At 71.5% G+C, this 22,732-nt stretch carries 23 protein-coding genes; 11 read left to right on the forward strand and 12 right to left on the reverse strand.

Going from position 1 to position 22,732, the window contains the following annotated elements; genetic code table 11:
* Window positions 1–56 precede the first annotated feature (56 nt).
* Complete coding sequence (locus AB0L33_RS05950; RefSeq protein WP_365678078.1) at window positions 57–2,339, reverse strand: transglycosylase domain-containing protein; 2,283 nt, start codon at window positions 2,337–2,339, stop codon at window positions 57–59.
* A 227-nt stretch (window positions 2,340–2,566) separates the two neighbouring features.
* On the opposite strand from AB0L33_RS05950, the gene AB0L33_RS05955 reads away from it, so the two are divergent.
* The 5 genes from AB0L33_RS05955 (at window position 2,567) to AB0L33_RS05975 (ending at window position 7,501) form a co-directional block, all read left to right on the forward strand.
* On the forward strand, window positions 2,567–3,538 hold the full coding sequence (locus AB0L33_RS05955) for an SPFH domain-containing protein (RefSeq protein WP_365678080.1): 972 nt from the start codon (window positions 2,567–2,569) through the stop codon (window positions 3,536–3,538).
* Window positions 3,535–3,792 carry a hypothetical protein gene (locus tag AB0L33_RS05960; RefSeq protein ID WP_365678082.1) on the forward strand — a complete coding sequence of 86 codons (258 nt, stop codon included), beginning with the start codon at window positions 3,535–3,537 and terminating at the stop codon, window positions 3,790–3,792. The genes AB0L33_RS05955 and AB0L33_RS05960 overlap by 4 nt, the downstream gene beginning before the upstream one ends.
* Before the next feature lie 105 nt (window positions 3,793–3,897).
* Window positions 3,898–4,422 (forward strand): PadR family transcriptional regulator, encoded by a 525-nt coding sequence (locus AB0L33_RS05965; RefSeq protein WP_365678084.1) that lies wholly within the window; start codon window positions 3,898–3,900, stop codon window positions 4,420–4,422.
* Window positions 4,419–5,105, forward strand: a complete 687-nt coding sequence (locus tag AB0L33_RS05970) for an ABC transporter ATP-binding protein (protein WP_365678086.1) — start codon at window positions 4,419–4,421, stop codon at window positions 5,103–5,105. Before AB0L33_RS05965 ends, AB0L33_RS05970 begins: the two co-directional genes overlap by 4 nt.
* Entirely contained in the window at window positions 5,102–7,501 is a 2,400-nt protein-coding gene (locus AB0L33_RS05975) for an FtsX-like permease family protein (RefSeq protein ID WP_365678088.1), read from the forward strand. Before AB0L33_RS05970 ends, AB0L33_RS05975 begins: the two co-directional genes overlap by 4 nt.
* Before the next feature lie 22 nt (window positions 7,502–7,523).
* On the opposite strand, the gene AB0L33_RS05980 is transcribed toward AB0L33_RS05975, so the two are convergent.
* Window positions 7,524–8,489, reverse strand: a complete 966-nt coding sequence (locus tag AB0L33_RS05980; protein WP_365678089.1) for a hydrogen peroxide-inducible genes activator — start codon at window positions 8,487–8,489, stop codon at window positions 7,524–7,526.
* 132 nt (window positions 8,490–8,621) lie between these two features.
* Here AB0L33_RS05980 and AB0L33_RS05985 point away from each other — a divergent pair, with 132 nt between their 5' ends.
* Window positions 8,622–9,176, forward strand: coding sequence for a peroxiredoxin (locus tag AB0L33_RS05985; RefSeq protein ID WP_365678091.1), 555 nt, complete (start codon window positions 8,622–8,624; stop codon window positions 9,174–9,176).
* A 12-nt stretch (window positions 9,177–9,188) separates the two neighbouring features.
* The gene (locus AB0L33_RS05990; protein ID WP_365678093.1) at window positions 9,189–9,722 is read left to right on the forward strand and encodes an alkyl hydroperoxide reductase; all 534 of its coding nucleotides are present in this window, start codon (window positions 9,189–9,191) and stop codon (window positions 9,720–9,722) included.
* 76 nt (window positions 9,723–9,798) lie between these two features.
* On the opposite strand, the gene AB0L33_RS05995 is transcribed toward AB0L33_RS05990, so the two are convergent.
* From AB0L33_RS05995 to AB0L33_RS06010, 4 genes are all read right to left on the reverse strand, one after another.
* Window positions 9,799–11,190: an AI-2E family transporter gene (locus tag AB0L33_RS05995; RefSeq protein ID WP_365678095.1), complete on the reverse strand. Its 1,392-nt coding sequence runs from the start codon at window positions 11,188–11,190 to the stop codon at window positions 9,799–9,801.
* A gap of 131 nt (window positions 11,191–11,321) precedes the next feature.
* Window positions 11,322–12,032 carry a transglycosylase SLT domain-containing protein gene (locus tag AB0L33_RS06000; RefSeq protein WP_365678097.1) on the reverse strand — a complete coding sequence of 237 codons (711 nt, stop codon included), beginning with the start codon at window positions 12,030–12,032 and terminating at the stop codon, window positions 11,322–11,324.
* A 389-nt stretch (window positions 12,033–12,421) separates the two neighbouring features.
* On the reverse strand, window positions 12,422–13,744 hold the full coding sequence (locus AB0L33_RS06005) for a PhoH family protein (protein ID WP_365678099.1): 1,323 nt from the start codon (window positions 13,742–13,744) through the stop codon (window positions 12,422–12,424).
* A 363-nt stretch (window positions 13,745–14,107) separates the two neighbouring features.
* Entirely contained in the window at window positions 14,108–14,869 is a 762-nt protein-coding gene (locus AB0L33_RS06010) for an isoprenyl transferase (RefSeq protein ID WP_018100938.1), read from the reverse strand.
* Between the two features lie 200 nt (window positions 14,870–15,069).
* On the opposite strand from AB0L33_RS06010, the gene mgrA reads away from it, so the two are divergent.
* Complete coding sequence (gene mgrA, locus AB0L33_RS06015; RefSeq protein ID WP_365678101.1) at window positions 15,070–16,110, forward strand: L-glyceraldehyde 3-phosphate reductase; 1,041 nt, start codon at window positions 15,070–15,072, stop codon at window positions 16,108–16,110.
* 271 nt (window positions 16,111–16,381) lie between these two features.
* Here the strand turns inward: mgrA and AB0L33_RS06020 are convergent, their stop codons facing one another.
* The 4 genes from AB0L33_RS06020 to AB0L33_RS06035 all read right to left on the reverse strand — a co-directional run bounded on the left by AB0L33_RS06020 (window position 16,382) and on the right by AB0L33_RS06035 (window position 19,158).
* Window positions 16,382–16,873 carry a hypothetical protein gene (locus AB0L33_RS06020; RefSeq protein WP_365678103.1) on the reverse strand — a complete coding sequence of 164 codons (492 nt, stop codon included), beginning with the start codon at window positions 16,871–16,873 and terminating at the stop codon, window positions 16,382–16,384.
* A gap of 74 nt (window positions 16,874–16,947) precedes the next feature.
* Window positions 16,948–17,406: a hypothetical protein gene (locus tag AB0L33_RS06025; protein ID WP_365678105.1), complete on the reverse strand. Its 459-nt coding sequence runs from the start codon at window positions 17,404–17,406 to the stop codon at window positions 16,948–16,950.
* A 67-nt stretch (window positions 17,407–17,473) separates the two neighbouring features.
* The gene (locus AB0L33_RS06030; protein WP_365678107.1) at window positions 17,474–18,274 is read right to left on the reverse strand and encodes a class I SAM-dependent methyltransferase; all 801 of its coding nucleotides are present in this window, start codon (window positions 18,272–18,274) and stop codon (window positions 17,474–17,476) included.
* Window positions 18,275–18,369: 95 nt separating this feature from the next.
* Window positions 18,370–19,158 carry an A24 family peptidase gene (locus AB0L33_RS06035; RefSeq protein ID WP_365678109.1) on the reverse strand — a complete coding sequence of 263 codons (789 nt, stop codon included), beginning with the start codon at window positions 19,156–19,158 and terminating at the stop codon, window positions 18,370–18,372.
* 88 nt (window positions 19,159–19,246) lie between these two features.
* Between AB0L33_RS06035 and AB0L33_RS06040 the strand changes: the two genes are divergently transcribed.
* The gene (locus AB0L33_RS06040; RefSeq protein WP_365678111.1) at window positions 19,247–19,618 is read left to right on the forward strand and encodes a DUF192 domain-containing protein; all 372 of its coding nucleotides are present in this window, start codon (window positions 19,247–19,249) and stop codon (window positions 19,616–19,618) included.
* 11 nt (window positions 19,619–19,629) lie between these two features.
* Here AB0L33_RS06040 and AB0L33_RS06045 read toward each other — a convergent pair whose 3' ends face one another.
* On the reverse strand, window positions 19,630–20,223 hold the full coding sequence (locus AB0L33_RS06045) for a hypothetical protein (RefSeq protein WP_365678113.1): 594 nt from the start codon (window positions 20,221–20,223) through the stop codon (window positions 19,630–19,632).
* A gap of 219 nt (window positions 20,224–20,442) precedes the next feature.
* Between AB0L33_RS06045 and AB0L33_RS06050 the strand changes: the two genes are divergently transcribed.
* The gene (locus tag AB0L33_RS06050; protein WP_365678115.1) at window positions 20,443–21,039 is read left to right on the forward strand and encodes a GNAT family N-acetyltransferase; all 597 of its coding nucleotides are present in this window, start codon (window positions 20,443–20,445) and stop codon (window positions 21,037–21,039) included.
* Window positions 21,040–21,080: 41 nt separating this feature from the next.
* The gene (locus AB0L33_RS06055) at window positions 21,081–21,584 is read left to right on the forward strand and encodes a DinB family protein (RefSeq protein ID WP_365678117.1); all 504 of its coding nucleotides are present in this window, start codon (window positions 21,081–21,083) and stop codon (window positions 21,582–21,584) included.
* Here the strand turns inward: AB0L33_RS06055 and AB0L33_RS06060 are convergent.
* A complete protein-coding gene (locus tag AB0L33_RS06060; protein WP_365678119.1) occupies window positions 21,581–22,495 on the reverse strand; it encodes a YihY/virulence factor BrkB family protein in 915 nt (304 codons plus the stop codon). The genes AB0L33_RS06055 and AB0L33_RS06060 overlap by 4 nt on opposite strands.
* Between the last annotated feature and the right edge of the window lie 237 nt (window positions 22,496–22,732).

Raw genomic sequence — 22,732 nt, forward strand, 5'->3', positions numbered from 1 at the left:
GAGGCTCCTCCTCGTACACCGCCCGTTCGCGTCGCCGGGTCCGGCGGGTCAGCGGGTCACTGATCGTCGTTGTGGCCGGGCTTCTTGTCCCCCGGGAGGCCCGGGAGGTCCACGGAGGACGAGGGGTCCGGGCCCGGTTCGGTCGACGGGTTGGGGGGCGGTTCGCTCGTGGGGCCGCCCGAGGGCGAGGCGGGCGGGGAGCTCTGCGGGGACTCGCTGGCCGGCGGGGGCTCGGAGGACGCCGAGCCGGACGGCGAGTCGGAGGGCTCGGGCTTCTCGGACGGCGAGGTGCTCGGGCTCGGCGAGTGGGAGGCGGGCGGCGGGCTGACCGCGGCGCCCATGTCCGTGTCGAGGTCGAACTCGCGGGCCTTGCCGACGGAGTGGCCCATGTAGTCGGCCCAGATCTCGGCCGGGAAGCCGCCACCGTTGACGCGTCCGCCGCCACCGGCGCCCTGGAGGGTCACCTGCGCGTTCTTCTTGATCGTTTTCCCGTCGTCGTCGGTGCGGTCGAAGGCGGCCTCGCCGAACAGCCCGACCGAAGTGACCAGGTTGGAGGTGTAGCCGGTGAACCAGGCCGACTTGTTGTCGTCGGAGGTACCGGTCTTGCCGGCGATGTCCTTGTCGGAAAGCCCTTCCGCGTCGCGGACCGACTTGCGGGCCGTACCGTCGTCGACCACGCCGGTCAGCACGGACGTCACCGAGTCCGCCGCCTGGCGGGAGATCACCTGGTCGCCGATGGCGTCGGGCAGGTCGAGCGGGGCGTCGCCCTGGTGCACGGCCGACTTCACGATCTGCGGGGTGACCTGCTTGCCGTGGTTGTCGAGCGTGGCGTAGACCCCGGCCATCTCCAGCGGGCTCGCGCCCATGGAGCCGAGGGTCATCGCGGGCGCGGCCTCCAGCCCCTTCACGTTCATGCCGAGCTCACCGGCGGTCGCCAGCACCTTGTCCATGCCGACGTCCACGCCCATCTGCGCGAAGACGGAGTTGACGGACTGGTTCATCGCGGTCTGGACGGTGATCTGCCCGTAGTTCTGGTCGTCCTCGTTCTCCGGCGCGAAGTACCGGTCGCCGCCGACGACCGGGCGCTTGCTGGTGCCGTCGTAGCGGGTGTTCGCGGTGATCCGCTCGTCGTCCTGCGTCTTCGACTCGTTGTCGAGGGCGGCGGCGAGGATGACCGGCTTGAAGGTGGACGCGGGCTGGTAGTCCCTGCGCCCGGCGTTCGAGATCCAGTGCTCGCTCTGGCCGCGTCCGCCGTACAGCGCGACCACCGCGCCGGTCTTCGGGTCGACCGAGGCGGCGCCCGCCTGGATGTCCTGGTCGAGCTTGCGCTTCTTGGTGTCCAGCTTGTCGAGCAGCTTGGCCTCGACCGACTTCTCCAGCTGCGCCTGCTTCTTCTTGTCGATGTTGACGGTGATCGTCCAGCCGCCGAGGTCGAACTGGTCCTCGGTGATGCCCGCCTGCTTGATCACGGCCTCGCGGGCCGCCTGGACGATGTAGCCCTTCTGGCCGGCCGTTCCGTTCAGCGGCTTGGGTTCGTGCGGCACCGGGAACGTCTGCTTCTGGCGCTTGGCGGAGTCGAGCCAGCCCTCCTCCACCATGTTGTCCAGCGTGTAGGCCCAGCGCGCCTTGACGAGCCGCTTGCCGTTCGGACCGGCGACGGCCCAGTCGTACTGGCTCGGTGCCTGGAGCAGCGCGGCGAGGTAGGCGCCCTGGGAGACGTTCAGGTCCTTGGCGTCCACGCCGTAGTACGCCTGCGCTGCGGCCTGGATGCCCCAGGCGCCGCGTCCGTAGTAGCTGGTGTTGATGTACCCGGCGAGGATTTCCTTCTTGGACTTCTTCTGGTCCAGCTTCAGGGAGATGACCAGCTCCTTGAGCTTCCGGCTGACCGTCTGCTCCTGGTCCAGGTAGTAGTTCTTGACGTACTGCTGCGTGATGGTCGAGCCACCCTGCTTGCCCTTGCCGGACAGGGTGTTGAGCAGACCGCGCGCGGTGCCCTTGAAGTCGACGCCGTGGTCCTTGTAGAAGGACTTGTTCTCGGCGGCGACGAAGGTGTCCTGCACCTCCTTGGGCACTTCGGCGAGGCTCACGATCTCGCGGTTCACCTCGCCGGTCCTGGCGAGGAGGCTGCCGTCGGCGTACTTGTAGACGTTCGCCTGCAACTCCATCTTGGGGTTGCCCTCGGGCACGTCCACGAGCATGTAGAGCACGGCGAAGGCGCCCATGCCCAGCAGGATCACCCCGAGGGCGGTGCCCAGTAGTTTGCGCCAGGTGAAGAGCCTGCGTATGCCGCCGCTCTTCGCAGCCTGCCGCTGGGCTCGTCGCGCTTCCGCTCGACCCATCGCTTGGTCGCTCCCGTTTCTCTGCTCTGCTCTGCCGAATCAGTCCGGACCTGCCAGCTAACACCGTTGGCAAGGCCGAAAAGCCCACGATCCGAGGTTTTACGGACGTGAGAATCAGCACCCGTCCCCGATGGAACCGACTCCTGAGGGGTGCGCAAGGTTGCGAGAACCATTAATGTGTAATCACATTGCTAGCGATCGGCTAGCCGACCACCACGGGGGCCACCATGATCGATCCGCACGACCCCAGCACCGCCGCCCAGCCGCCCGCCGGGCTCGCCCCGGACGCGCCGGACATGCCGGAACCGCAGGTCCGGGAGACGAGGGCGCACAGCATCGCCGGCGGCCTCGGCCTGCTGCTGACCGTGCTCGGCGTGATCGCCGGCATCGCGCTCGCCATCGCCGGGGGCGTCATCGGCTCGAACGGGAACAACGCCGTGGGCATCCCGCTCTGCGTCCTGGGCGTCCTGCTCGCCATCGCCTCGTTCTTCTGCATGGGCGGTGTGAAGATGGTCGCACCGGGCGAGGCCCGGGTGATCCAGCTGTTCGGCCGGTACGTGGGCACCATCCGCACCGACGGACTGCGCTGGGTGAACCCGCTGACCTCCAGCCGCAAGATCTCCACCCGGGTCCGCAACCACGAGACCGCCGTCCTCAAGGTCAACGACGCCTACGGCAACCCGATCGAACTCGCCGCGATCGTCGTGTGGAAGGTCGAGGACACCGCCCAGGCGCTCTTCGAGGTGGACGACTTCCTGGAGTTCGTGGCCACCCAGACCGAGTCCGCCGTCCGGCACATCGCCCTTGAGTACCCGTACGACGCCCACGAGGAGGGCGGCCTGTCGCTGCGGGGCAACGCCGAGGAGATCACCGAGAAGCTGGCCGTCGAGCTGACCGCCCGGGTGCAGGCGGCGGGCGTGCGGATCATCGAGTCGCGCTTCAGCCACCTCGCGTACGCCCCCGAGATCGCCTCCGCGATGCTCCAGCGCCAGCAGGCGGGCGCGGTCGTCGCGGCCCGGCAGCAGATCGTCGAGGGCGCGGTCGGCATGGTCGAGATGGCGCTGACCCGGATCGCCGAGCAGGACATCGTGGAGCTGGACTCGGAGCGGAAGGCGGCCATGGTGAGCAATCTGATGGTGGTCCTGTGCGGTGACCGCGCCGCCCAGCCGGTCCTCAACACGGGCACGCTCTACCAGTGACCGAGGAGAGCCCGGGGGAATCGCCCCGCCCCCGGCCGCGGCAGCGCAAGCAGATGCTGCTGCGGCTGGACCCCGCCGTGCACGACGCACTGGCCCGCTGGGCGTCGGACGAGCTGCGCAGCGCGAACGCCCAGATCGAGTTCCTGCTGCGCCGGGCGCTCGCCGAGGCGGGCCGGCTGCCGGGCGGCGCGGCCCCCATCCCCCGCCGGGGGCGCCCGCCGAAGGCCGCCGAGGAGCCACCGGGCGAGGAGTGACAGGTCAGAGGCCCGTCCCGCGAGGGGCGGGCCTCTGACGTGCACCTTTCGGGTGTACCCCCCGCGTATACACGGCAGGTATACACACCATGTAGAGTGCTTCGCATGTCAATCGGCCACACCCTGCTCGGGCTCCTGGAGTCCGGCCCCCGCCATGGTTATGACCTCAAGCGGACGTTCGACGAGAAGTTCGGGCACGACCGCCCCCTGCACTACGGGCAGGTCTACTCGACCATGTCCCGGCTGCTGAAGAACGGCCTCGTCGAGGTCGACGGCGTGGAGAGCGGGGGTGGCCCCGAGCGCAAGCGGTACGCGATCACGGACGCCGGCATCACCGATGTCGCCACCTGGCTCGCGCAGCCCGAGAAGCCGGAGCCGTACCTCCAGTCGACCCTGTACACCAAGGTCGTCCTGGCCATGCTCACCGGCCGCGACGCGGCCGACGTGCTGGACGCCCAGCGCTCCGAGCACCTGCGCCTGATGCGCATACTCACCGACCGCAAACGCCGGGGCGACCTCGCCGACCAGCTGATCTGCGACCACGCCCTGTTCCATCTCGAAGCCGATCTGCGCTGGCTGGAACTGACCGCCGCCCGCCTCGGCCAGCTCCAGAAAGTGGTGGCCCCGTGACCCCCGCCGGCTCCCTGCTCTCCGCGCACGACCTGCACAAGACCTACGGCTCGACCCCCGCCCTCGACGGCGCCTCGTTCTCCGTCCACCCCGGCGAGGTCGTCGCCGTGATGGGCCCCTCCGGCTCCGGCAAGTCCACGCTGCTGCACTGCCTGGCCGGGATCATCACCCCGGACTCCGGCACCATCACCTACGACGGCCGCGAGCTGTCCGCCATGTCCGACGCGGAGCGCAGCGCCCTGCGCCGCAGCGACTTCGGGTTCGTCTTCCAGTTCGGCCAGCTCGTGCCCGAGCTCACCTGCGTGGAGAACGTCGCCCTGCCGCTCCGCCTGGCCGGCACCCGCCGCAAGGACGCGGAGCGCACCGCCCGCTCCTGGATGGAGCGCCTGGAGGTCGAGGACATCGGCGCCAAGCGCCCCGGCGAGGTCTCCGGCGGCCAGGGCCAGCGCGTCGCCGTGGCCCGTGCCCTCGCCGCGTCCCCGAAGGTGATCTTCGCGGACGAGCCGACCGGCGCGCTGGACTCCCTCAACGGCGAGCGCGTCATGCAGCTGCTCACCGACGCCGCCCGCTCCTCCAACGTCGCGGTGGTCCTGGTGACCCATGAGGCCCGCGTCGCCGCCTACTCCGACCGCGACATCACCGTGCGCGACGGCCGGGCCCTCGACCTGGAGCACGCCGTATGACGCTCCTGGACGAGAAGCGGCCCCCGGCCCCCGCCCCCGCGCAGCCGCCGTCCCGCCCCTCCCGCACCGCCCCCTGGCTGCGCGACCTCGCCCTCGGCGTCCGGTTCGCCGCCGCCGGCGGGCGCGAGGGCTGGACCCGCACGCTGCTCACCGCGATCGGCGTCGGCCTCGGCGTCACGCTGCTCTTCCTCGCCGCCTCCGTGCCGCACGCGCTCGACGCGCGCAACGACCGCGACACGGCCCGCAGCGAGACGAAGATCTCCGAGAACCCCGACGCGCAGGGCAGGAAGTCCGACACCTCGGTCCTGCGGATCGGGGCGGACAGCGAATACCACGACCGCAGCATCAGCGGCTATCTGATGCGCGCGGAGGGCAGCCACCCCGTCCTCCCGCCGGGCATCGACGCGATGCCCGGCGCCGGCGAGATGGTCGTCTCCCCCGCCCTGAAGGACCTGCTGGACGACCCGGACAACGCCCTGCTCAAGGAGCGGTACCCGTACAGGATCACCGGCACCATCGCGGAGGACGGCCTGCGGTCGCCCAACGAACTGTGGTTCTACGCCGGCAGCGACACCCTGACCCCGGCCACGGGCGGCCACCGCGTCACCGGATACGGCGACCCCGAACCGACCCCGCCGCTCGCCCCGCTGCTCGTCGTGCTGGTGGTCATGGGCTGCGTGGTGCTGCTCGCACCCGTCGCCATCTTCATCGCCACCGCCGTGCGCTTCGGCGGCGACCGCCGCGACCGCCGGCTGGCCGCGCTGCGCCTGGTCGGTACGGACATCAGGTCGACCCGGCGGATCGCGGCGGGCGAGGCCCTGTTCGGCTCCGTGCTCGGTGTGCTCATCGGCCTCGCCCTCTTCCTGGTGGGGCGGCAGTTCGTGAGCCACATCGAGGTCTGGGACGTCAGCGCCTTCCCCTCGGACCTCGCCCCCGACCCGCGGCTGTGCCTGCTCATCGCGTTCGCCGTCCCGCTGACCGCCGTACTGGTCACGCTGTCCGCGATGCGCTCCGTGGTCATCGAACCGCTCGGGGTCGTGCGCAACAGCCGGGCCCGCAAGCGCCGCCTGTGGTGGCGGCTGCTGCTCCCGCTCGCCGGACTCGGCGTCCTCGCGCTCAACGGTCAGTCCGGTGAGTACGAGGTCGTCCACCCGGACGTCATCGTCACCGGCGCGGTCCTGGTCCTCGTCGGACTCGCCCTGCTGCTGCCGTGGCTGGTCGAGGCGTGCGTGAACCGGCTGCGCGGCGGCCCGGTGCCCTGGCAGCTCGCCACCCGCAGGCTCCAGCTGAGCAGCGGGACCGCCTCCCGCGCGGTCAGCGGCGTCACCGTGGCGGTGGCCGGCGCGGTGGCCGTGCAGATGCTGTTCGCCTCGATGAACGCCGACTTCAACAAGGTCACCGGACAGGACCCCAGCCGCGCCCAGTTCTACGCCGTGTCGCAGCAGGTCGGCGGCAACGCCGCCGTGGAGACCATCAAGGAGTTCCGCGCCACCAAGGGCGTCACCGCCGTCATCGGCATGATCGAGGCGTACGTCAGCAAGCCCGGGAAGTACGGCGAGGACGACATCCAGCCCACCACGTCGCTGAACGTCGGTGACTGCGCGACCCTGCGCGAGGTCGCCCGCATCGACTCCTGCGAGGACGGCGATTCCTTCGTCGTGCACCCCAGGAACGACAAGGAGATGGCCGGCTGGATGGACAAGACCGCCCGCAAGGGCAAGGAGGTCGAGTTCGAGTCGGGAAGCGGCAGGAAGCTGCGCTGGACGCTGCCCGCCGACGCGAAGACCGTCGTCAGCCGCAAGGACCCGATCGGCGAGGACCGCTGGGGGATCATGGTGACCCCCGGGGCGATCGACGCGACCACCCTGCCGGGCGCGATCACCGCCTCGCAGATCCGCATCGACGAGAGCGTCCCGGACGCCGCCGAGTACGTGCGCAACACCGCGGCCCGCATCGACCCCGGCATGCGCCTGGTCACCCTGACGTCCGTCTCACGCGACCGCCAGTACGCCAGCGTCCAGACCGGCCTCCAGGTCGGCGCCACGGTCACGCTGCTGCTGATCGCCGCCTCCATGCTGGTCTCCCAGCTGGAGCAGCTGCGCGAACGCAAGCGGCTGCTCTCGGTGCTGGTCGCCTTCGGCACCCGGCGGGCCACCCTCGCCTGGTCGGTGCTCTGGCAGACCGCGCTCCCGGTGGTCATCGGGCTCGCGGTCGCGGTGGCCGGCGGCCTCTCGCTCGGCGCGGTGCTGTGCTGGATGGTCGAGAAGGAGGTCGACGACTGGCTGGTGTTCCTGCCTCTCGCCGGAGCGGGCGGGGCGCTCATCCTGCTGGTCACGCTGCTGTCCCTGCCGCCGCTGTGGCGCATGATGCGCCCGGACGGGCTGCGCAGCGAGTGACGCCGCGGAGGGCGGCCGGACTTCAGGTCCCGCCGCCCTCCGTCACGCGTACCGGCAGCGGCCGCAGCGCCTCCCGCAGCGCCGCCGCCAGCTCCTCGAACTCCTCCTGCCGCGCCGCCCCGGTCCGCATCGCCAGCGCCACCCGCCGCGTCGGGGCCGGGTCCGCGAAGTACCCCGTGGTCAGCGCCTCGTTGCGGGCCGTCTCGACGGTGACCGCGGTGCGCGGCAGCAGTGTCACGCCGAGCCCGCCGGCCACCAGCTGCACCAGCGTGGAGAGCCCGGCGGCGGTCGTGGTGACCGGCGCTCCCTCCGTACGGCCGGCCTCGCGGCAGATGTCGAGGGCCTGGTCGCGCAGGCAGTGCCCCTCGTCCAGGAGCAGCAGCGGGAGCTTCCGGAGGGCGTCGCGGGGGATGTCGGCGCGCCCGCCGAGCGGGTGGCCGCGGTCCATGACGAGCACGAAGTCCTCGTCGAAGAGCGGGAGCTCGCTGACGCCGGGGACACCGAGGGGCACGGCGAGCAGCAGCAGGTCGAGCCGTCCGGTGCCCAGCCCCTCGATCAGCGAGGAGGTCTGCTCCTCGTGCACCTGGAGGTCGAGGGCCGGGTAGCGCTCGTGGACCAGCCGCAGCACGTCCGGCAGCAGATACGGGGCTACGGTGGGGATCACGCCGAGCCTGAGCACTCCCGTGAAGGGCGCGCGGACCGCCTCGGCCTCCTCCATCAGCTCGCCGACGGCGTCGAGCACGACCCGTGCCCGCACCGCGAGCCGTTCCCCGGCGGGCGAGAGCAGCACCTTGCGCGTCGTACGCTCGATGAGCTGGGCACCCAGTGCCTCCTCCAGGGCGGACACGGCCCCGGAGAGCGCGGGCTGACTCATCCCGATTGCGGCCGCCGCGTCCCGGAAGTGCAGATGTTCGGCGACGGCGACGAAGGCGCGCAGCTGCGAGAGGCTGGGCTGTTTGGGACGGTTGCCCGGATTGCTCTGTACCACTGATAGGTACCTCCGATCATCACGACCGAGTGTAGCTATTTCCGCGATCAATGCACTCTGTGCCAAGGTGGAGATCGTCCAACCCCCAGGAACTCCCTCAAAAGGGGAGGACCTACGCTGCAAGGAGAGCGCGTGCTCACTGTCGGTGACAAGTTCCCCGAGTTCGACCTGACCGCCTGCGTGTCGCTGGAGAGCGGCAAGGAGTTCGAGCAGATCAACCACAAGACCTACGAGGGTCAGTGGAAGATCGTCTTCGCGTGGCCGAAGGACTTCACCTTCGTGTGCCCCACCGAGATCGCCGCCTTCGGGAAGCTGAACGACGAGTTCGCCGACCGTGACGCCCAGATCCTCGGCTTCTCCGGCGACTCCGAGTTCGTGCACCACGCCTGGCGCAAGGACCACCCGGACCTCACTGACCTGCCCTTCCCGATGATGGCCGACTCGAAGCACGAGCTCATGCGTGACCTCGGCATCGAGGGCGAGGACGGCTTCGCGCAGCGCGCCGTCTTCATCGTGGACCAGAACAACGAGATCCAGTTCACGATGGTGACCGCCGGTTCCGTGGGCCGTAACCCCAAGGAGGTCCTGCGGGTCCTCGACGCCCTGCAGACCGACGAGCTGTGCCCGTGCAACTGGAGCAAGGGCGAGAACACCCTGGACCCGGTCGCGCTCCTCTCGGGCGAGTGAGCTGATACCACCATGGCCCTCGACGAACTGAAGTCCGCCATACCGGACTTCGCCAAGGACCTGAAGCTGAACCTCGGCTCGGTCATCGGCAACAGCGAGCTCCCCCAGCAGCAGCTCTGGGGCACCGTCCTGGCCTGCGCGATCGCCTCGCGCTCGCCGAAGGTGCTGCGCGAGCTGGAGCCGGAGGCGAAGGCCAGCCTCTCCGCGGAGGCGTACACCGCCGCGAAGTCGGCCGCCGCCATCATGGCGATGAACAACGTCTTCTACCGCACCCGCCACCTGCTCTCGGACCCCGAGTACGGGAACCTGCGCGCGGGTCTGCGGATGAACGTCATCGGCAAGCCGGGCGTGGAGAAGGTCGACTTCGAGCTGTGGTCGCTCGCCGTCTCCGCGATCAACGGCTGCGGCCAGTGCCTCGACTCGCACGAGCAGGTGCTCCGCAAGGCCGGCGTGGACCGCGAGACCATCCAGGAAGCCGTCAAGATCGCCTCGGTGATCCAGGCGGTGGGTGTGACCCTCGACGCCGAGGCCGTGCTGGCCGAGTAGTCGCCGTACCCTGAATACGGGAAGGGCCCCGAGGACGACCGACCGTCCGAGGGGCCCTTCTTCCTGTGCGTACGCGCTACGAGGCGTCCGGCGACGACTCGTCGCCGCCCTTCTCCGACCTCTCCGGCGGGCCGGCGGAGGCCCGGGCGGGCGCCGCGTCCAGCGCGGTCGCCCCGTGCGGTGGCGGCGAGTGGCGGCGCGACTCCTCCTGCCCGTAACTGCGCAGATAGCCGACCACCGTGTTGGTCACCGCGACCAGCGGCACCGCCACCACCGCACCGCCGATCCCGGCGATCATGCCGCCCGCGGCGACCGAGAGCACCACGGCCAGCGGGTGCACCCGCACCGCCCGGCCGAGGATGAACGGCTGGAGGACATGGCCCTCGATCTGCTGCACGGCGAGGACCACGGCCAGCACCATCAGCGCGGTGAACACGCCCTCCGTGACGAGGGCGACGACGACCGCCAGTGCCCCGGAGACCACCGCGCCGACGAGCGGGATGAAGGCGAACAGGAAGATGAAGACGGCCAGCGGCACCGCCATCGGCACGTTGAGGAAGTAGATCCCGAGCCCGATGAAGATCGCGTCGATCAGGGCCACGATGACCGTGCCGCGCACATAGGCGGTCAGCGTCCGCCAGGCGCGCGGTCCGGCCCCGGCGACACCGGGCCTGGCCTGCGCGGGCACCAGCTTGAGCACCCACTGCCAGATGCGCGCGCCGTCGTAGAGCAGGAAGAGCGTCGAGAACATCGCGAGCAGCGCGCCGGTCATGAACTCCACGACCACGGTGACGCCCTGGAGGCCCGCGGTGGTGATCGCCTCGGTGTTGGTGCCGACGGTGTCGCTGAGGTTCTTGGCGATGTCGTTGATCTGTTTGTCGGTCACATGGAACGGGCTGTCGAGGAGCCAGTTCTTGAGGTCGTCGATCCCCTTCGTCACCTTGTCGGACAGGGTGTCGATGTTGTCCATGACCTGCCACACCACGAACCAGCCGACCAGGCCCATGATGACGAAGCCGGAGATCGCGGTGACGGCCGTCGCCAGTCCTCTCGGCAGCCCGTGGCGCCGCAGCCGGGCCACGGTCGGCTGGAGCAGCGCGGTGACGAGCAGCGCGGCGACGAAGGCCAGCACGACCAGTTGCACGGCGCTGATGACCCGCATCAGCACCCACAGGGTCCCCGCCAGCACCAGCAGCCGCCAGCCCGCCTCGGCCGCGACCCGCATCCCCCACGGGATCGCCGCGACCGGATCGGGCCGCGCGGCCACGGTGGGCGCGTAGCTGGGCGGAGCGGGCACCTTGTCGACGTGGGCCGGTTCGTCCTTCCCGGCCCCCGCGGCGACCGGACCGGACGGGCCCCCGAGCAGGGGGTCGTCGGCCTCCGTCTCGGCCCGTCGTTCGTCAAGGCGCTCGCTCAGCCTGCTCAGCTCGGCACCCAGTTGTCCGAGCCACCCCGGCAGTTTCGACATGACGTTTCCTCTACCCCCGTCCGCTCACCCCACCGCTCCCCCGGGAGCGTTCCGCACGACCGTACACGCGTGAAGCCCCCCACCGAAGGACGGCGAGGGGCTTCACGAGGTTGAGCTGGTGAACCCTGCTTCTAGTACCAGTGGTTGGCCTGCCAGAAGGACCAGGCACCGCAGGGGCTGTCGTAACGGCCGTTCATGTAGCTGAGGCCCCACTTGATCTGGGTGGCCGGGTTGGTCATCCAGTCGGCACCGGCCGAAGCCATCTTGGAACCGGGGAGGGCCTGTACGAGACCGTAGGCGCCCGAGCCCGGGTTGCTCGCCCGGTAGTTCCAGCTCGACTCGTGGTTCACGATGTTGCTGAAGCACTGGAACTGGTCGGCCGGCACGATCTGCCGCGCCATGGCCTGGACCTCGGCCACGGTGTACGAGCTCTGCACGGCGAACGACGCGGTGGAGCGGACCTCGGAGCGGCTGGCCCGCTCGCGCTCCTTCCGGTCCTTCTCCGCCTGGCGCTCGCGCTCCAGCCGGTCCTCGGCGGCCTGCTTCTTGGACTTCGCGTCCTTGGCGGCCTGGACGCGGGCGGTCTCTTCCGCGGACTTCTTCGCGGCGGCGTCGGCGGCGGACGCCTGGGCGTCGGCCTGCTGCGTCAGCGAAGCGGTCTGCACCTGGGCCTGCTGGCCCGCGGGGATGTCTGCGAGCAGCGTGGTGTCGGCTGCGGTCGCCTCGAAGTTGTTGTCGTCGGCAGCAGGGGTGCTGCCCGATGCAACGCCTACGACGGCGCCTACGGTGGTGACCGCGGTGGCGGATGCCACGGCGAACCCCCGGACCGAAATCCGGCTCACACGGTGTCCTTCCAGCATCGCCCGCTTAGGTGACCTCGCGGGCGCAATCGTGCCCCTGACACTGGCCTCCCTACTGCTTGGGTCACGGGAGGCACGGGCCCGGTGGGCGACTCCCCTGGAGGAGCGCCGCGTGGTACTCGCGGGCGGCATACGGACGGCGGTTGTTGAGTTGTGTGGTGCGTGGCGCCTCTGGAGGTGCCGGTGTGCCGTATGCGGGGCCTGACGGAAGCAAGACTCTGCCGGAACGGGCCCGCGGGAAGCAATTCTCCGTTGCGTGTGAAAGGTCACACCCCGTTTGGCGGACCTGAATTACGGAAAAGGCGCCGCAACACAGCGCCGCCCGGCTAGGCTGCTTGGCCCGCCGGGCGGCGTCAACGTCCCAACCCGTATCAGATCTGACCTTCCTCCAGCATTTCGGTCACCAGTGCGGCGATGCGGGAACGCTCCGAACGCGTGAGCGTCACATGAGCGAAGAGCGGGTGCCCCTTCAGCTTCTCGACCACGGCGACCACTCCGTCGTAACGGCCGACCCTGAGGTTGTCCCGCTGGGCCACGTCGTGCGTGAGCACGACCCGGGAATTCGTGCCGATCCTGGACAACACGGTCAGCAGGACGTTCCGTTCGAGCGACTGGGCCTCGTCCACGATCACGAAGGCGTCGTGCAGGGAACGGCCCCGGATGTGGGTGAGCGGCAGGATCTCCAGCATGCCGCGCCCCAGCACCTCCTCGATGACCTCGCGCCCGGAGACGGCCGAGAGGGTGTCGAAGACGGCCTGCGCCCAGGGGCTCATCTTCTCGGCCTCGCTGCCGGGGAGATAGCCGAGCTCCTGCCCGCCCACCGCGTACAGCGGGCGGAAGACCATCACCTTCTTGTGCTGCCCGCGCTCCAGCACCGCTTCGAGCCCCGCGCAGAGCGCCAGCGCCGACTTGCCGGTGCCGGCCCGGCCGCCCAGCGAGACGATGCCCACCTCCTGGTCGAGCAGCAGGTCCAGGGCGATGCGCTGTTCGGCGCTGCGGCCGTGGATGCCGAACGCCTCCCGGTCGCCGCGGACGAGCCGCACGTTGCCCTCGGGCGTGACCCGGCCGAGCGCCTTGCCGCGTTCGGACTGGAGGACCAGCCCGGTGTGCACGGGCAGCTCGGCGGCCTCGGGGACGTACAGCGTCTCCTCGGTGAAGAGCAGGTCCACCTGGTCGGCGGCGAGCGACAGTTCGGCCATGCCCGTCCAGCCGGAGTCGGTGATCGCCAGCTCCGCGCGGTACTCCTCGGCGAGGAGGCCGACCGATGACGCCTTGATGCGCAGCGGGAGGTCCTTGGAGACGACCGTGACGTCGTACCCCTCGGCCTGGAGATTGCGCGCGACCGCCAGGATGCGGGAGTCGTTGTCCCCCAGCCGGTAGCCGGCGGGCAGGACGCCGGGGTCGGAGTGGTTGAGCTCGACGCGGAGCGTCCCGCCGAGATCCCCCAGGGGGATCGGCGCGTCCAGCCGGCCGTAACGGATCCGGAAGTCGTCCAGCAGGCGCAGGGCCTGGCGCGCGAAGTAGCCGAGCTCCGGATGGTGCCGTTTGGCCTCCAGTTCCGTGACCACGACGACGGGGAGCACGACCTCGTGCTCGTCGAAGCGGGCCATGGCGTTCGGATCGGCCAGCAGGACGCTGGTGTCGAGGACGTAGGTGCGCCTGTCGGGCAGGCGGCGCTTTGTGCTGGTCACCACGGAAGGACGTACCCCCTCGGAAGAGGCTGGCGTGCGACGGCGGGCCGTCGCGGAGCATCCCGCTTGTCATCGGCGCCCACCTGGTTGGCGACCGGGCGCCGGCCTGTCAGGGATATGCCCTCATACCCGGTCGGCCATGCCGACCGGATCTCTTCCGGAGGGAGTACAGCAAGGGCGGAGGCCGCCCCAGGGCGTGTTTCGAAAGTCCCGCCTGTCCGGCGACGCCTGGTGCGCACGCTCGCCGCGTTGTCGGGATCACCCCGATACAACCAGTATCGGGGCGACCCTCCGCCTTGCGATCGCACGCACCAGACGCCGCCGGACCCGCCCTACGGGCGGACGGCGCTACTTTCGAAACACGCCCTAGCCTCCGTAGCGCCGGTGGCGGGCGGCGTAGTCGCGCAGGGCACGCAGGAAGTCGACCCGGCGGAAGGCCGGCCAGAAGACCTCGCAGAAGTAGTACTCGGAGTGCGCGCTCTGCCAGAGCATGAAGCCGGAGAGGCGCTGCTCGCCACTGGTCCGGATGACGAGGTCGGGGTCGGGCTGGCCGCGGGTGTAGAGGTGCTCGGAGATCAGGTCGGTGGAGACGATCTCGGCCAGGTCCTCGAAGGAGGTCCCCTTGGCGGAGTGGTCCAGGAGCAGGGAGCGCACGGCGTCGGCGATCTCCTGCCGGCCGCCGTAGCCCACGGCGACGTTGACGAGTATCCCGTCGACCCCGACGGTGGCCTGCTCGGCCTCCTTGAGCACGGTCTGGGTGTGGGCGGGCAGCAGGTCGAGCGTGCCGACGTGGTGGACCCGCCAGCGGCCGTCGGCGGCCAGGCCGCGCACCGTGTTCTCGATGATGCCGAGCAGGGGCGTCAGCTCGGACTCGGGCCGGTCGAAGTTGTCGGTGGACAGCAGCCAGAGCGTGACGACCTCGACGTCGGTCTCGCTGCACCAGCCCAGGAGCTCCTTGATCTTGTCGGCCCCGGCCTGGTGGCCCTCGGCCGCCGTGCCGCCGGACGCCTTGGCCCAGCGCCGGTTGCCGTCGAGGATCACGCCGATGTGCTTGGGCACCTGGGAGTGGTCGAGGCGGGCCTCCACCCGGCGCGCGTAGAGCCCGTACACCAGGTCGCGCAAGTTCACTGAGTCCACCTCTCGGTTCCGTGCGGGCCCGCCGGCCCCTTCGCCAGGGGTCCGGGGTCGTCCCCTGGGGATCGGATCGCCGCACTGGAAGGGGGCGGATCGCCCCGCCGTGTCATGGCAGTCCCGTCAGGCCACATTACTGCGCGGGCCCCGCACCCACCCAACCCGGCCTGTCACAAGTCCGTGATAAGGAGAGATTCGTGACTGATTCCTCTTCCCCCTACCAGGCCGCCGCGAGCCGCTACGACTCCATGGAGTACCGCCGCAGCGGACGCAGCGGTCTCAAGCTGCCGGCCGTCTCGCTCGGCCTCTGGCACAACTTCGGTGACGACCGGGCACTCGGCTCCCAGCGGGCCATCCTGCGCCGCGCCTTCGACCTCGGTGTGACCCACTTCGACCTGGCCAACAACTACGGCCCGCCGGCCGGCTCGGCCGAGCTGAACTTCGGCAAGCTCTTCCGCCAGGACTTCGCCCCGTACCGGGACGAGCTGCTGATCTCGACCAAGGCGGGGTACGAGATGCACCCCGGGCCGTACGGGGAGTGGGGGTCGCGCAAGTACCTGCTGTCGTCGCTGGACGCCTCGCTGAAGCGGATGGGCCTGGACTACGTCGACATCTTCTACTCGCACCGCTTCGACCCGGAGACCCCGCTGGAGGAGACGATGGGGGCGCTGGCCTCCGCCGTACAGCAGGGCAAGGCGCTGTACGTCGGGGTGTCCTCGTACGACTCGGCGCAGACCGCCGAGGCGGCTCGGCTGCTGCGGGAGATGGGCGTACCGGCCCTGATCCACCAGCCGTCCTACTCGATGATCAACCGCTGGACCGAGGAGGACGGGCTCCTGGACACGCTGGAGGCGGCCGGGATGGGCTGCATCTCCTTCGTACCGCTGGCCCAGGGCCTGCTGACCGGCAAGTACCTGAACGGCATCCCGGAGGGATCGCGGGCCACGCAGGGCAAGTCCCTCGACCCGGAACTGCTGTCGCAGGAGGTGGTGCGCCGGCTGAACGGGCTGAACGACATCGCGCGCCGCCGGGGCCAGACGCTCGCCCAGTTGGCCCTGAAGTGGGTGCTGCGCGACAGCCGGATGACCTCCGCCCTGATCGGCGCGTCGAGCGTGGGTCAGCTGGAGGAGAACGTCGCGGCGCTGGCGGGTCCGGAGCTGTCGGCCGAGGAGCTGAAGGAGATCGACGTCTTCGCCGTCGACACCGAGGGCACCAACATCTGGGCCGCGCGGGGCTGAACGCGTGCCCGGCCCGGCGCCGGGCACAAAAAACGGGCCGGTCCGTGGGGGGGGGTTACGGACCGGCCCGAGGGGGGGTTTCCACCATAACCCTTCGTAAGTGATGCTGGGCGCCGCGGCGCGAAATAATTACTCTCCGAGAGTGAGAGGCTTCGCTCCGGTCACCATGCGGCGCTCGCCACACGCCCCTGACCTGCGGAGACCTGGTCCGGCCCGGGACGGGCACCGGAAACACGCCCGAGACGTCCACAGGATGTCCACATTCCGCTCGTCAGTGGCCGCCCCGGGGCTTCACACAGCCCGTTCCCTCCATGTAGCGGCCGTGCGCCCTCGCGTTGACGAGCCCGTTGACGGCGCCGTCCAGCGAGCCGTCCACGCAGAGGGTCCCGAGGGTCACGGTGAAGGAGGTCCGGTGGGGGCCGAAGGTGCCGGTGGTGACCGATCCGTCGGGGTATCCGAGGGCGTGGAGCGCGTGGAAGACCGAGTCCTCGGTGGACTTCTGCCCCTCCGCGAGCGCGGCGAGCCCCTGCTTCACCCGCTTCACCTCCGCCTCGCCCCGGGCACGGTCCGCGTCGGACAGGTCGAGGGTGGACTGGAAGGCGTGGTTCTCGGCGTAGTGCGGGTTGGCGTCGCCCTGCTCGGCGCCCGGGGTCGACGGGGCGGCGGGCGGAGCCGCGTCGCCGGGGGTGGCCAGGATGTGTCCGCAGCCGGTGAGGGTGGCGGCGGTCAGGAGCAGGACGGCCGTGCGTCTCGCGGAGGTCATGCGTACGAGTGTGGAACGGCAACCCGGCGTGCGGCGGCGGGAGTTGGCACCCGATACCGTTTCGTCACGTCACGTCACGTCGCGGCCGCCGCGCCGCGGTGGCCGCGGCTGAAGCGGACGCCCACGGTGTCCCCGCCGACGACCACGAAGCGGCCGCCCTCGCAGCGGATCACCGCCTCGTGGACCTCGCCCCGCTCGTCGCGGCGCTCGTCCGTGCTGAGTACCGTCCAGCCGCCCTCGGGGGGCCGGGGCAGGCCGGCCAGCTCGGCGAACTCCCACTGGGCGGTGGGCACACACCAGTCGGGCAACCGCGGCCAGGTGCCGGCGCCCACGTGCAGGGTGCCGTCGGAGGCGCAGGTCAGGCGGACCGACTGGCCGTCGTCCAGGACGAAGGAGACGGCCTCGGGCTCGCCCATCCGCCCCTCGGGGCGGTAGAAGACCCCGAGGACGCGGACGATCCTGGCGCCCTTGAGCCACTCGGCGCCACCCCGGCGCGCGCAGCGCGCGGCATCCCCGTCGGTGCCGAGGTTCATGGCCAGCTCCTTCCCCGAGTGCTCGGGACCAGAGTGCCATTTTTCGGGCCCTGTGGGGGTGTTGGCCTCACGCGGGTTTACGGGCCTCGATCAGGAAGCGGGTGGTGTGGGCGACGAACGGGCCCTCGGTCTCCAGGCGGTGGTGCAGCGCGCGGAGTTGGGGCCGGTACCGCTCGACGGTGAAGCCGGGCACCATCCAGATCACCTTGCGCAGGAAGTAGACGACGGCCCCGATGTCGGAGAACTCGGTGCGCAGCCGCTCCGACCGCAGGTCCACGACGTCGAGCCCGGCCGCTTCGGCGTCGGCCCGCGCCCGCTCCGGATCGCGCGCGCCGCGCACCTCCGGGGGCTGCGGCCCGAGGAAGTACTCGACCAGCTCGAAGACGCTCGCGGGGCCCACCTGTTGCGAGAAGTACGTGCCGCCGGGGGCCAGCACCCGGGCGATCTCCGACCACCACGTGGTCACCGGATGCCGGCTGACCACCAGGTCGAACGCCCCGTCCCCGAACGGCAGCGGCGGCTCGTCCTCGTCGGCGACGACGGCCACCCCGCGCGGGTGCAACAGCGCCGTGGCCCGGGCGATGTTCGGCGGCCAGGACTCGGTGGCGACGACGAGCGGCGGCAGCTCCGGCACGGAGGCCAGCACCTCACCCCCGCCCGTCTGAATGTCGAGCGCGGCCCGCGCCCGCCCCATCCGCTCCCCCATGGCACGCGCGTACCCCCACGAGGGCCGCTGCTCGGTGGCCCGCCCGTCGAGCCAGGAGAAGTCCCAACCGTCGACGGAAACACGGTCCGCCTCGGCGACGAGAGCATCGAACCGGGCGGCTTCGCCGGGCGTGGGCGGGGTGGCTTCGGATGCGGCGCACATACGCCCATCGTCCCAGCCGGACCGGGGGGACGGCGACCGCATTACGGGGCGGCACGGGCTCACCAACGGCGCTCGGGCGCGCTGAGCCCTCCAAGTCAGGCCGCCAGCCCGCCGAACAGCAGTCCCAGGAACGCCCCCGTGATCATGAACGGGCCGAACGGGATGCCCGTCCTGCGGTCCGCGCGCCGCAGTGCGACGAGCGCTGCCCCGTACACCGCGCCCAGCAGGAACCCCGCGAAGCCGCCCGCGAAGACGATGGGCCAGCCGTACCAGCCGAGGGCCGTGCCCAGGGAGAGGGCGAGTTTGACGTCGCCGAAGCCCATGCCGCGCGGGTTGATGAGGAAGAGCAGGAAGTAGAACGCGCCCAGGACGAGGCCGCCGAGCAGGGCCGAGAGCCAGGAGCCCGCGTGTTCCGGCAGCAGGGATGCCAGACCCAGGAGTACGGCGGAGGCTCCGGCGGCCGGGAGCGTCAGGCCGTCCGGCAGCCGGTGCACGCGGTGGTCGATGCTCGCGAGGAGCACGGCGACCGGGGCGAGCAGTAGCCAGGCCGCCAGTTCGGGGCGCGTGCCGGTGGACCAGGCGAGGGCGGCGCAGGCAAGGGCGGTGACGACGGGGGCGAGCCGGTGCGGGATGGCAGAGGGCGCGGCCTCGGGCGGCACGGCGCCGGGGGTGCCCGTGCGCACCTCGGCGATCGCCTCCGCGCATCCGCCGCAGCGTGCCGCGCCGAGCCAGGCGCGGGCGGGGCCGGTGAGGGGGTGGCCCGCCGGGCAGGCGTCCCGCCAGGGTTCGCCGGGCGGAACGGAGAACCGGTAGGCGGCGCGCGGGACCAGGAGCCCGGTCGCGGCGCCCCAGATCGCGGCGACTCCCATCAGCATGGCGTACACCTGAGCGATCCTAATCGGCCCGGCCCGGGCGGGGGTTGGACCTGTGGATTCGGGTCCGGCGGCGGGCCGGCGCCGCTACCGTCGGGCCATGGCTCGATGGCGCGATGGCGCGGGGACGCTGACGATCACGGACCGGGACGGGGTGACCGAGACCCGGGTGCCGCTGCGGATCGCGGCCTCCTACCGGCACCGGGCGCGCGGGCTGCTCGGCCGGGACGGGGTCGACGGGGCGCTGATGATCACGCCGTGCGGAAGCGTGCACTCCTTCCGGATGCGGTTCACGATCGATGTGGCCTATCTGGACCGGAAGTTCAACGTGCTGGCGGTCCACACGATGAAGCCGGGCCGGCTGGGCCTGCCCCGGCCGCGCGGCCGGCATGTGATCGAGGCGGAGGCGGGCGCGATGGCGGCGTGGGGGCTGCGGCCGGGCGTACAGGTCCGGGTCGAGCAGGCTCCGTAGGCACGCACGGGCTATCTGCGGGGCACGTCGCTGCCGTAGACGACCCACGGCGACTGCGGGAAGGAGTTCACGCCGGACAACTGCGGCTGGGCGGCTGCCACTTCGGGAAGCAGTGCGAGCGTGTCCGGCCAGCAGTCGAAGTACACCGAGCCCTTGACGATGAAGCCCGCCCAGTCGGTGGCCGCCGACGCCCCCTCGCGGTCGAGCACGAAGCCCACGCAGAGCAGGGAGGCCCGTCCGATCGCCTCGCGCACCGCGCGGACCACCCGTTCCCGGTCGTCGCGGTCCAGCGCGCCGAGGCCGAAGCGCAGTTCCACCGTGCCGTCGTCGCTCCGGCCGATGCGGGCCCGTATCTCCTCGCCGCCGGGCAGCCAGAGCAGGAAGTCGACCCGGTCGAGGCGTTGCAGCCCGGCCAGCAGCACGAGTTGGTCCCGGCTCACCCAGGACTGCGTACCGGAGGGTTCGGTGCCGGGGCTGATCAGGGTGATGCGCCGGGTGACCGGGTGGTCCGCCCGCACCCCCGCAGCCTCCAGGTCGCCGAGCAGCGACTCGGCGTCGGGGCGGCTCCAGCACAGGTGGTACGAGCAGAAGAAACCGTCACTCATCGGCGCGTCACCTCGGTACTCGTGGTGGCTGCCCGCCCCGCCCGCGTCCACCGCACGGGGCGGCGGCGTGGGGGGCCGGCGGGTGGTCGGTATCCGAGCGTACGGGCAACCCCTGGTCCGCGGGGCGGGCCTGCGTCCCCGCTCGGTCATCGGGCCGGCTCGTACACTCGCCCGGCGGGCCTGCCGGTCCGCGAGGGCGGGGACGGCAGGAGCCACGACATGGCCAGATGGGTCCAGCGGACGGGCGCCGAGGCGCTGTTGGCGCGGCAGGACGGCATACGGCGGACCTACGCGGAGGCGTTCGCGGGCCCGCCGTGGCACGAGGACCCGGATCAGGCCGACGGCTACGTCCAGCGCCTGGCGCAGGACGCCGCCCGTCCTGGATTCAGGGCCGCGCTCGCGCTGGACGGTGTCCCGGAGGAGCCGGACGCCGCCTCGGTGGTGGGGTTCGCGACGGCCTGGACCACCGCCTCCCCCTTTCCGTCCGCCCGGGGCTACGCGACCGTCGCCTCGGTCCTGGGCCCCGAACGGACGGCGGACTGGCTCGTCGGCGGGCTGGAGGTGGACGAACTCGCGCTCAGCCCGCACGCCCGGGGGACCGGCCTGGCGGCCGCGCTCCTGGAGTCCGTCACCGCGTCCGCGCCCGGGGGCCGCTGCTGGCTGCTGACCTCGGCGGACGCCGGGCCCGCGGTGCGGCTCTACCAGCGGCTCGGCTGGCGCCGGGTGCCCGGCCCCGCGGGCGGCCCGGACCTCGCCGTGTTCCTCGGGCCCGGGCATCCGGCGCTGCGGCACCCCGCCCTGCGCGTCGGGCCATAAGCGGTGGACAACCCCGTCCCGCGCGGGGAAGCTGTGCGGCGATGACACGCACCGATACGCCTCCCGCATGGGACGAGCGCACCCAGCTGACCACGTTCCTCGACTACACCCGTGCCACCGCCGTCGCCAAGTGCGAAGGGCTCTCGCAGGAGGACGCCGTCCGCGCGCCCCTGCCCGGCTCCCCGCTGATGACGCTCGCGGGGGTGGTCAACCATCTGCGCTGGGTCGAGTACTACTGGTTCGAGGTGGTGTTCCTCGGCGGCGAGGACGAGGGCCCGTGGACGGACGAGGACCCGGACCGCGAAATGCGGATCGCCGTCGACATGCCGCTCGCCGATGTGCTGCGGGAGTACGAGGAGCAGTGCGCCCGCTACCGGGAGCTGGTCGCGGCCCACGGCCTGGACACCCGGGCCGAGCGGAAGCGCTCCAACGGCACGAGCCCCGATCTGCGCTGGATCCTGCTGCACCTCATCGAGGAGACGGCCCGTCACAACGGCCACATCGACATCATCCGCGAGATCGTGGACGGGACCACCGGGGACTAGGGCGTGTTCCGGGCCCGGTCCAGCTCGACGTTGAACTGGGCCCCGGACAGCAGCGCCAGGTTGGTGAACCAGACCCAGATCAGGAACACCACCAGCCCCGCCAGTGAGCCGTACAGCCGGCTGTAGGAGCCGATGTACGTGGCGTACAGCGCGAAACCCGCCGAGGCGACCAGCCAGAGCAGCGCCGCGAGCACCCCGCCGGGCAGCGCCTGCCGGGCCCGGCGGGCCGGCTCCGGGCCGGTGCGGAAGAGGACCGTGATCAGCCCGGCGACCAGGCACAGCAGCAGAGGCCACTTCAGCACCGCCCACAGCGCGTCCCCCACATGGGTCAGGCCGAGCCGGTGCCCGGCCCAGCGCGCAGGGGGCCCGGTGAGCACGAGGGCGAACGCGCTGGTCATCATCAGCAGGAGCAGCCCGACCGCCCACGCCAGGATGATGTGCGCCTGGCGCAGCGCCGGCCGGGTGTCGCGTACGCCGTGCATGGCGTGCAGCGCCCGCCGGAACACGGCGAGATAGCTGGACGCGGACCACAGCGCGCTGACGGACCCGGTCGCGACGAGCAGCCGGACGGCGCCCCGCTGCTGGGTGGCGGCCTCCAGCGGTTCGCGCAGCGCGGCCGCCGCCTCGGCGGGCGCGAAGGCGGTGATGTCGGCGATCAGCGCACCGGTGGCGCCGGGGCTGGCGAGCCCGATGACGGACACGGTCACCAGCAGCGCGGGCAGCAGGGCGAGGATCGCGTAGTACGTGAGGGCCGCGGCCCAGTCCGCGATGTCGTCGTTCCACAGCGAGACGGGCGTACGGCGCAGCGCGAGCGACCAGCGCCGGGCCCTTCCGGGAGCGGGGGCGGTCGCCGGGGCTGCGCGCGGGTGGGGCGGGGCCCCGGCGGCGGTGTCGCCGGACTGACTGGACACGGTTGCGGCTCCGGGGACGTGAGCGGTGTGAACGAGGCTGCGCCGGGGTGGGTGGGGCGCCCCCGCCTCTCCTCTTCTGCTCGCGTTCCCGCCCGGTACACCCAGGGCCGCACCGGGGGAGCCGTCGGCCCCTCGTTGTCGTTCCGAGCTGCCCGGGATGCGCGACCCGGACCTCGTCGCGGAGCTCGCCGCGGGCCCGGATGCCGTGGAGGTCGCACCGGAGGGCCGTGAGCGCCG

It is taken from the genome of Streptomyces sp. NPDC052299, assembly GCF_040679335.1.
Taxonomy (GTDB): domain Bacteria; phylum Actinomycetota; class Actinomycetes; order Streptomycetales; family Streptomycetaceae; genus Streptomyces.

Bases quoted from the DNA above. Each gene is read 5' to 3' on its own strand.
- AB0L33_RS05950 (WP_365678078.1), bottom strand. From the start codon at position 2,339: ATGGGTCGAGCGGAAGCGCGACGAGCCCAGCGGCAGGCTGCGAAGAGC.
- AB0L33_RS05955 (WP_365678080.1), top strand. From the start codon at position 2,567: ATGATCGATCCGCACGACCCCAGCACCGCCGCCCAGCCGCCCGCCGGG.
- AB0L33_RS05965 (WP_365678084.1), top strand. From the start codon at position 3,898: ATGTCAATCGGCCACACCCTGCTCGGGCTCCTGGAGTCCGGCCCCCGC.
- AB0L33_RS05975 (WP_365678088.1), top strand. From the start codon at position 5,102: ATGACGCTCCTGGACGAGAAGCGGCCCCCGGCCCCCGCCCCCGCGCAG.
- AB0L33_RS05990 (WP_365678093.1), top strand. From the start codon at position 9,189: ATGGCCCTCGACGAACTGAAGTCCGCCATACCGGACTTCGCCAAGGAC.
- AB0L33_RS05995 (WP_365678095.1), bottom strand. From the start codon at position 11,190: ATGTCGAAACTGCCGGGGTGGCTCGGACAACTGGGTGCCGAGCTGAGC.
- AB0L33_RS06020 (WP_365678103.1), bottom strand. From the start codon at position 16,873: ATGACCTCCGCGAGACGCACGGCCGTCCTGCTCCTGACCGCCGCCACC.
- AB0L33_RS06025 (WP_365678105.1), bottom strand. From the start codon at position 17,406: ATGAACCTCGGCACCGACGGGGATGCCGCGCGCTGCGCGCGCCGGGGT.
- AB0L33_RS06030 (WP_365678107.1), bottom strand. From the start codon at position 18,274: ATGTGCGCCGCATCCGAAGCCACCCCGCCCACGCCCGGCGAAGCCGCC.
- AB0L33_RS06040 (WP_365678111.1), top strand. From the start codon at position 19,247: ATGGCTCGATGGCGCGATGGCGCGGGGACGCTGACGATCACGGACCGG.
- AB0L33_RS06045 (WP_365678113.1), bottom strand. From the start codon at position 20,223: ATGAGTGACGGTTTCTTCTGCTCGTACCACCTGTGCTGGAGCCGCCCC.
- AB0L33_RS06050 (WP_365678115.1), top strand. From the start codon at position 20,443: ATGGCCAGATGGGTCCAGCGGACGGGCGCCGAGGCGCTGTTGGCGCGG.
- AB0L33_RS06055 (WP_365678117.1), top strand. From the start codon at position 21,081: ATGACACGCACCGATACGCCTCCCGCATGGGACGAGCGCACCCAGCTG.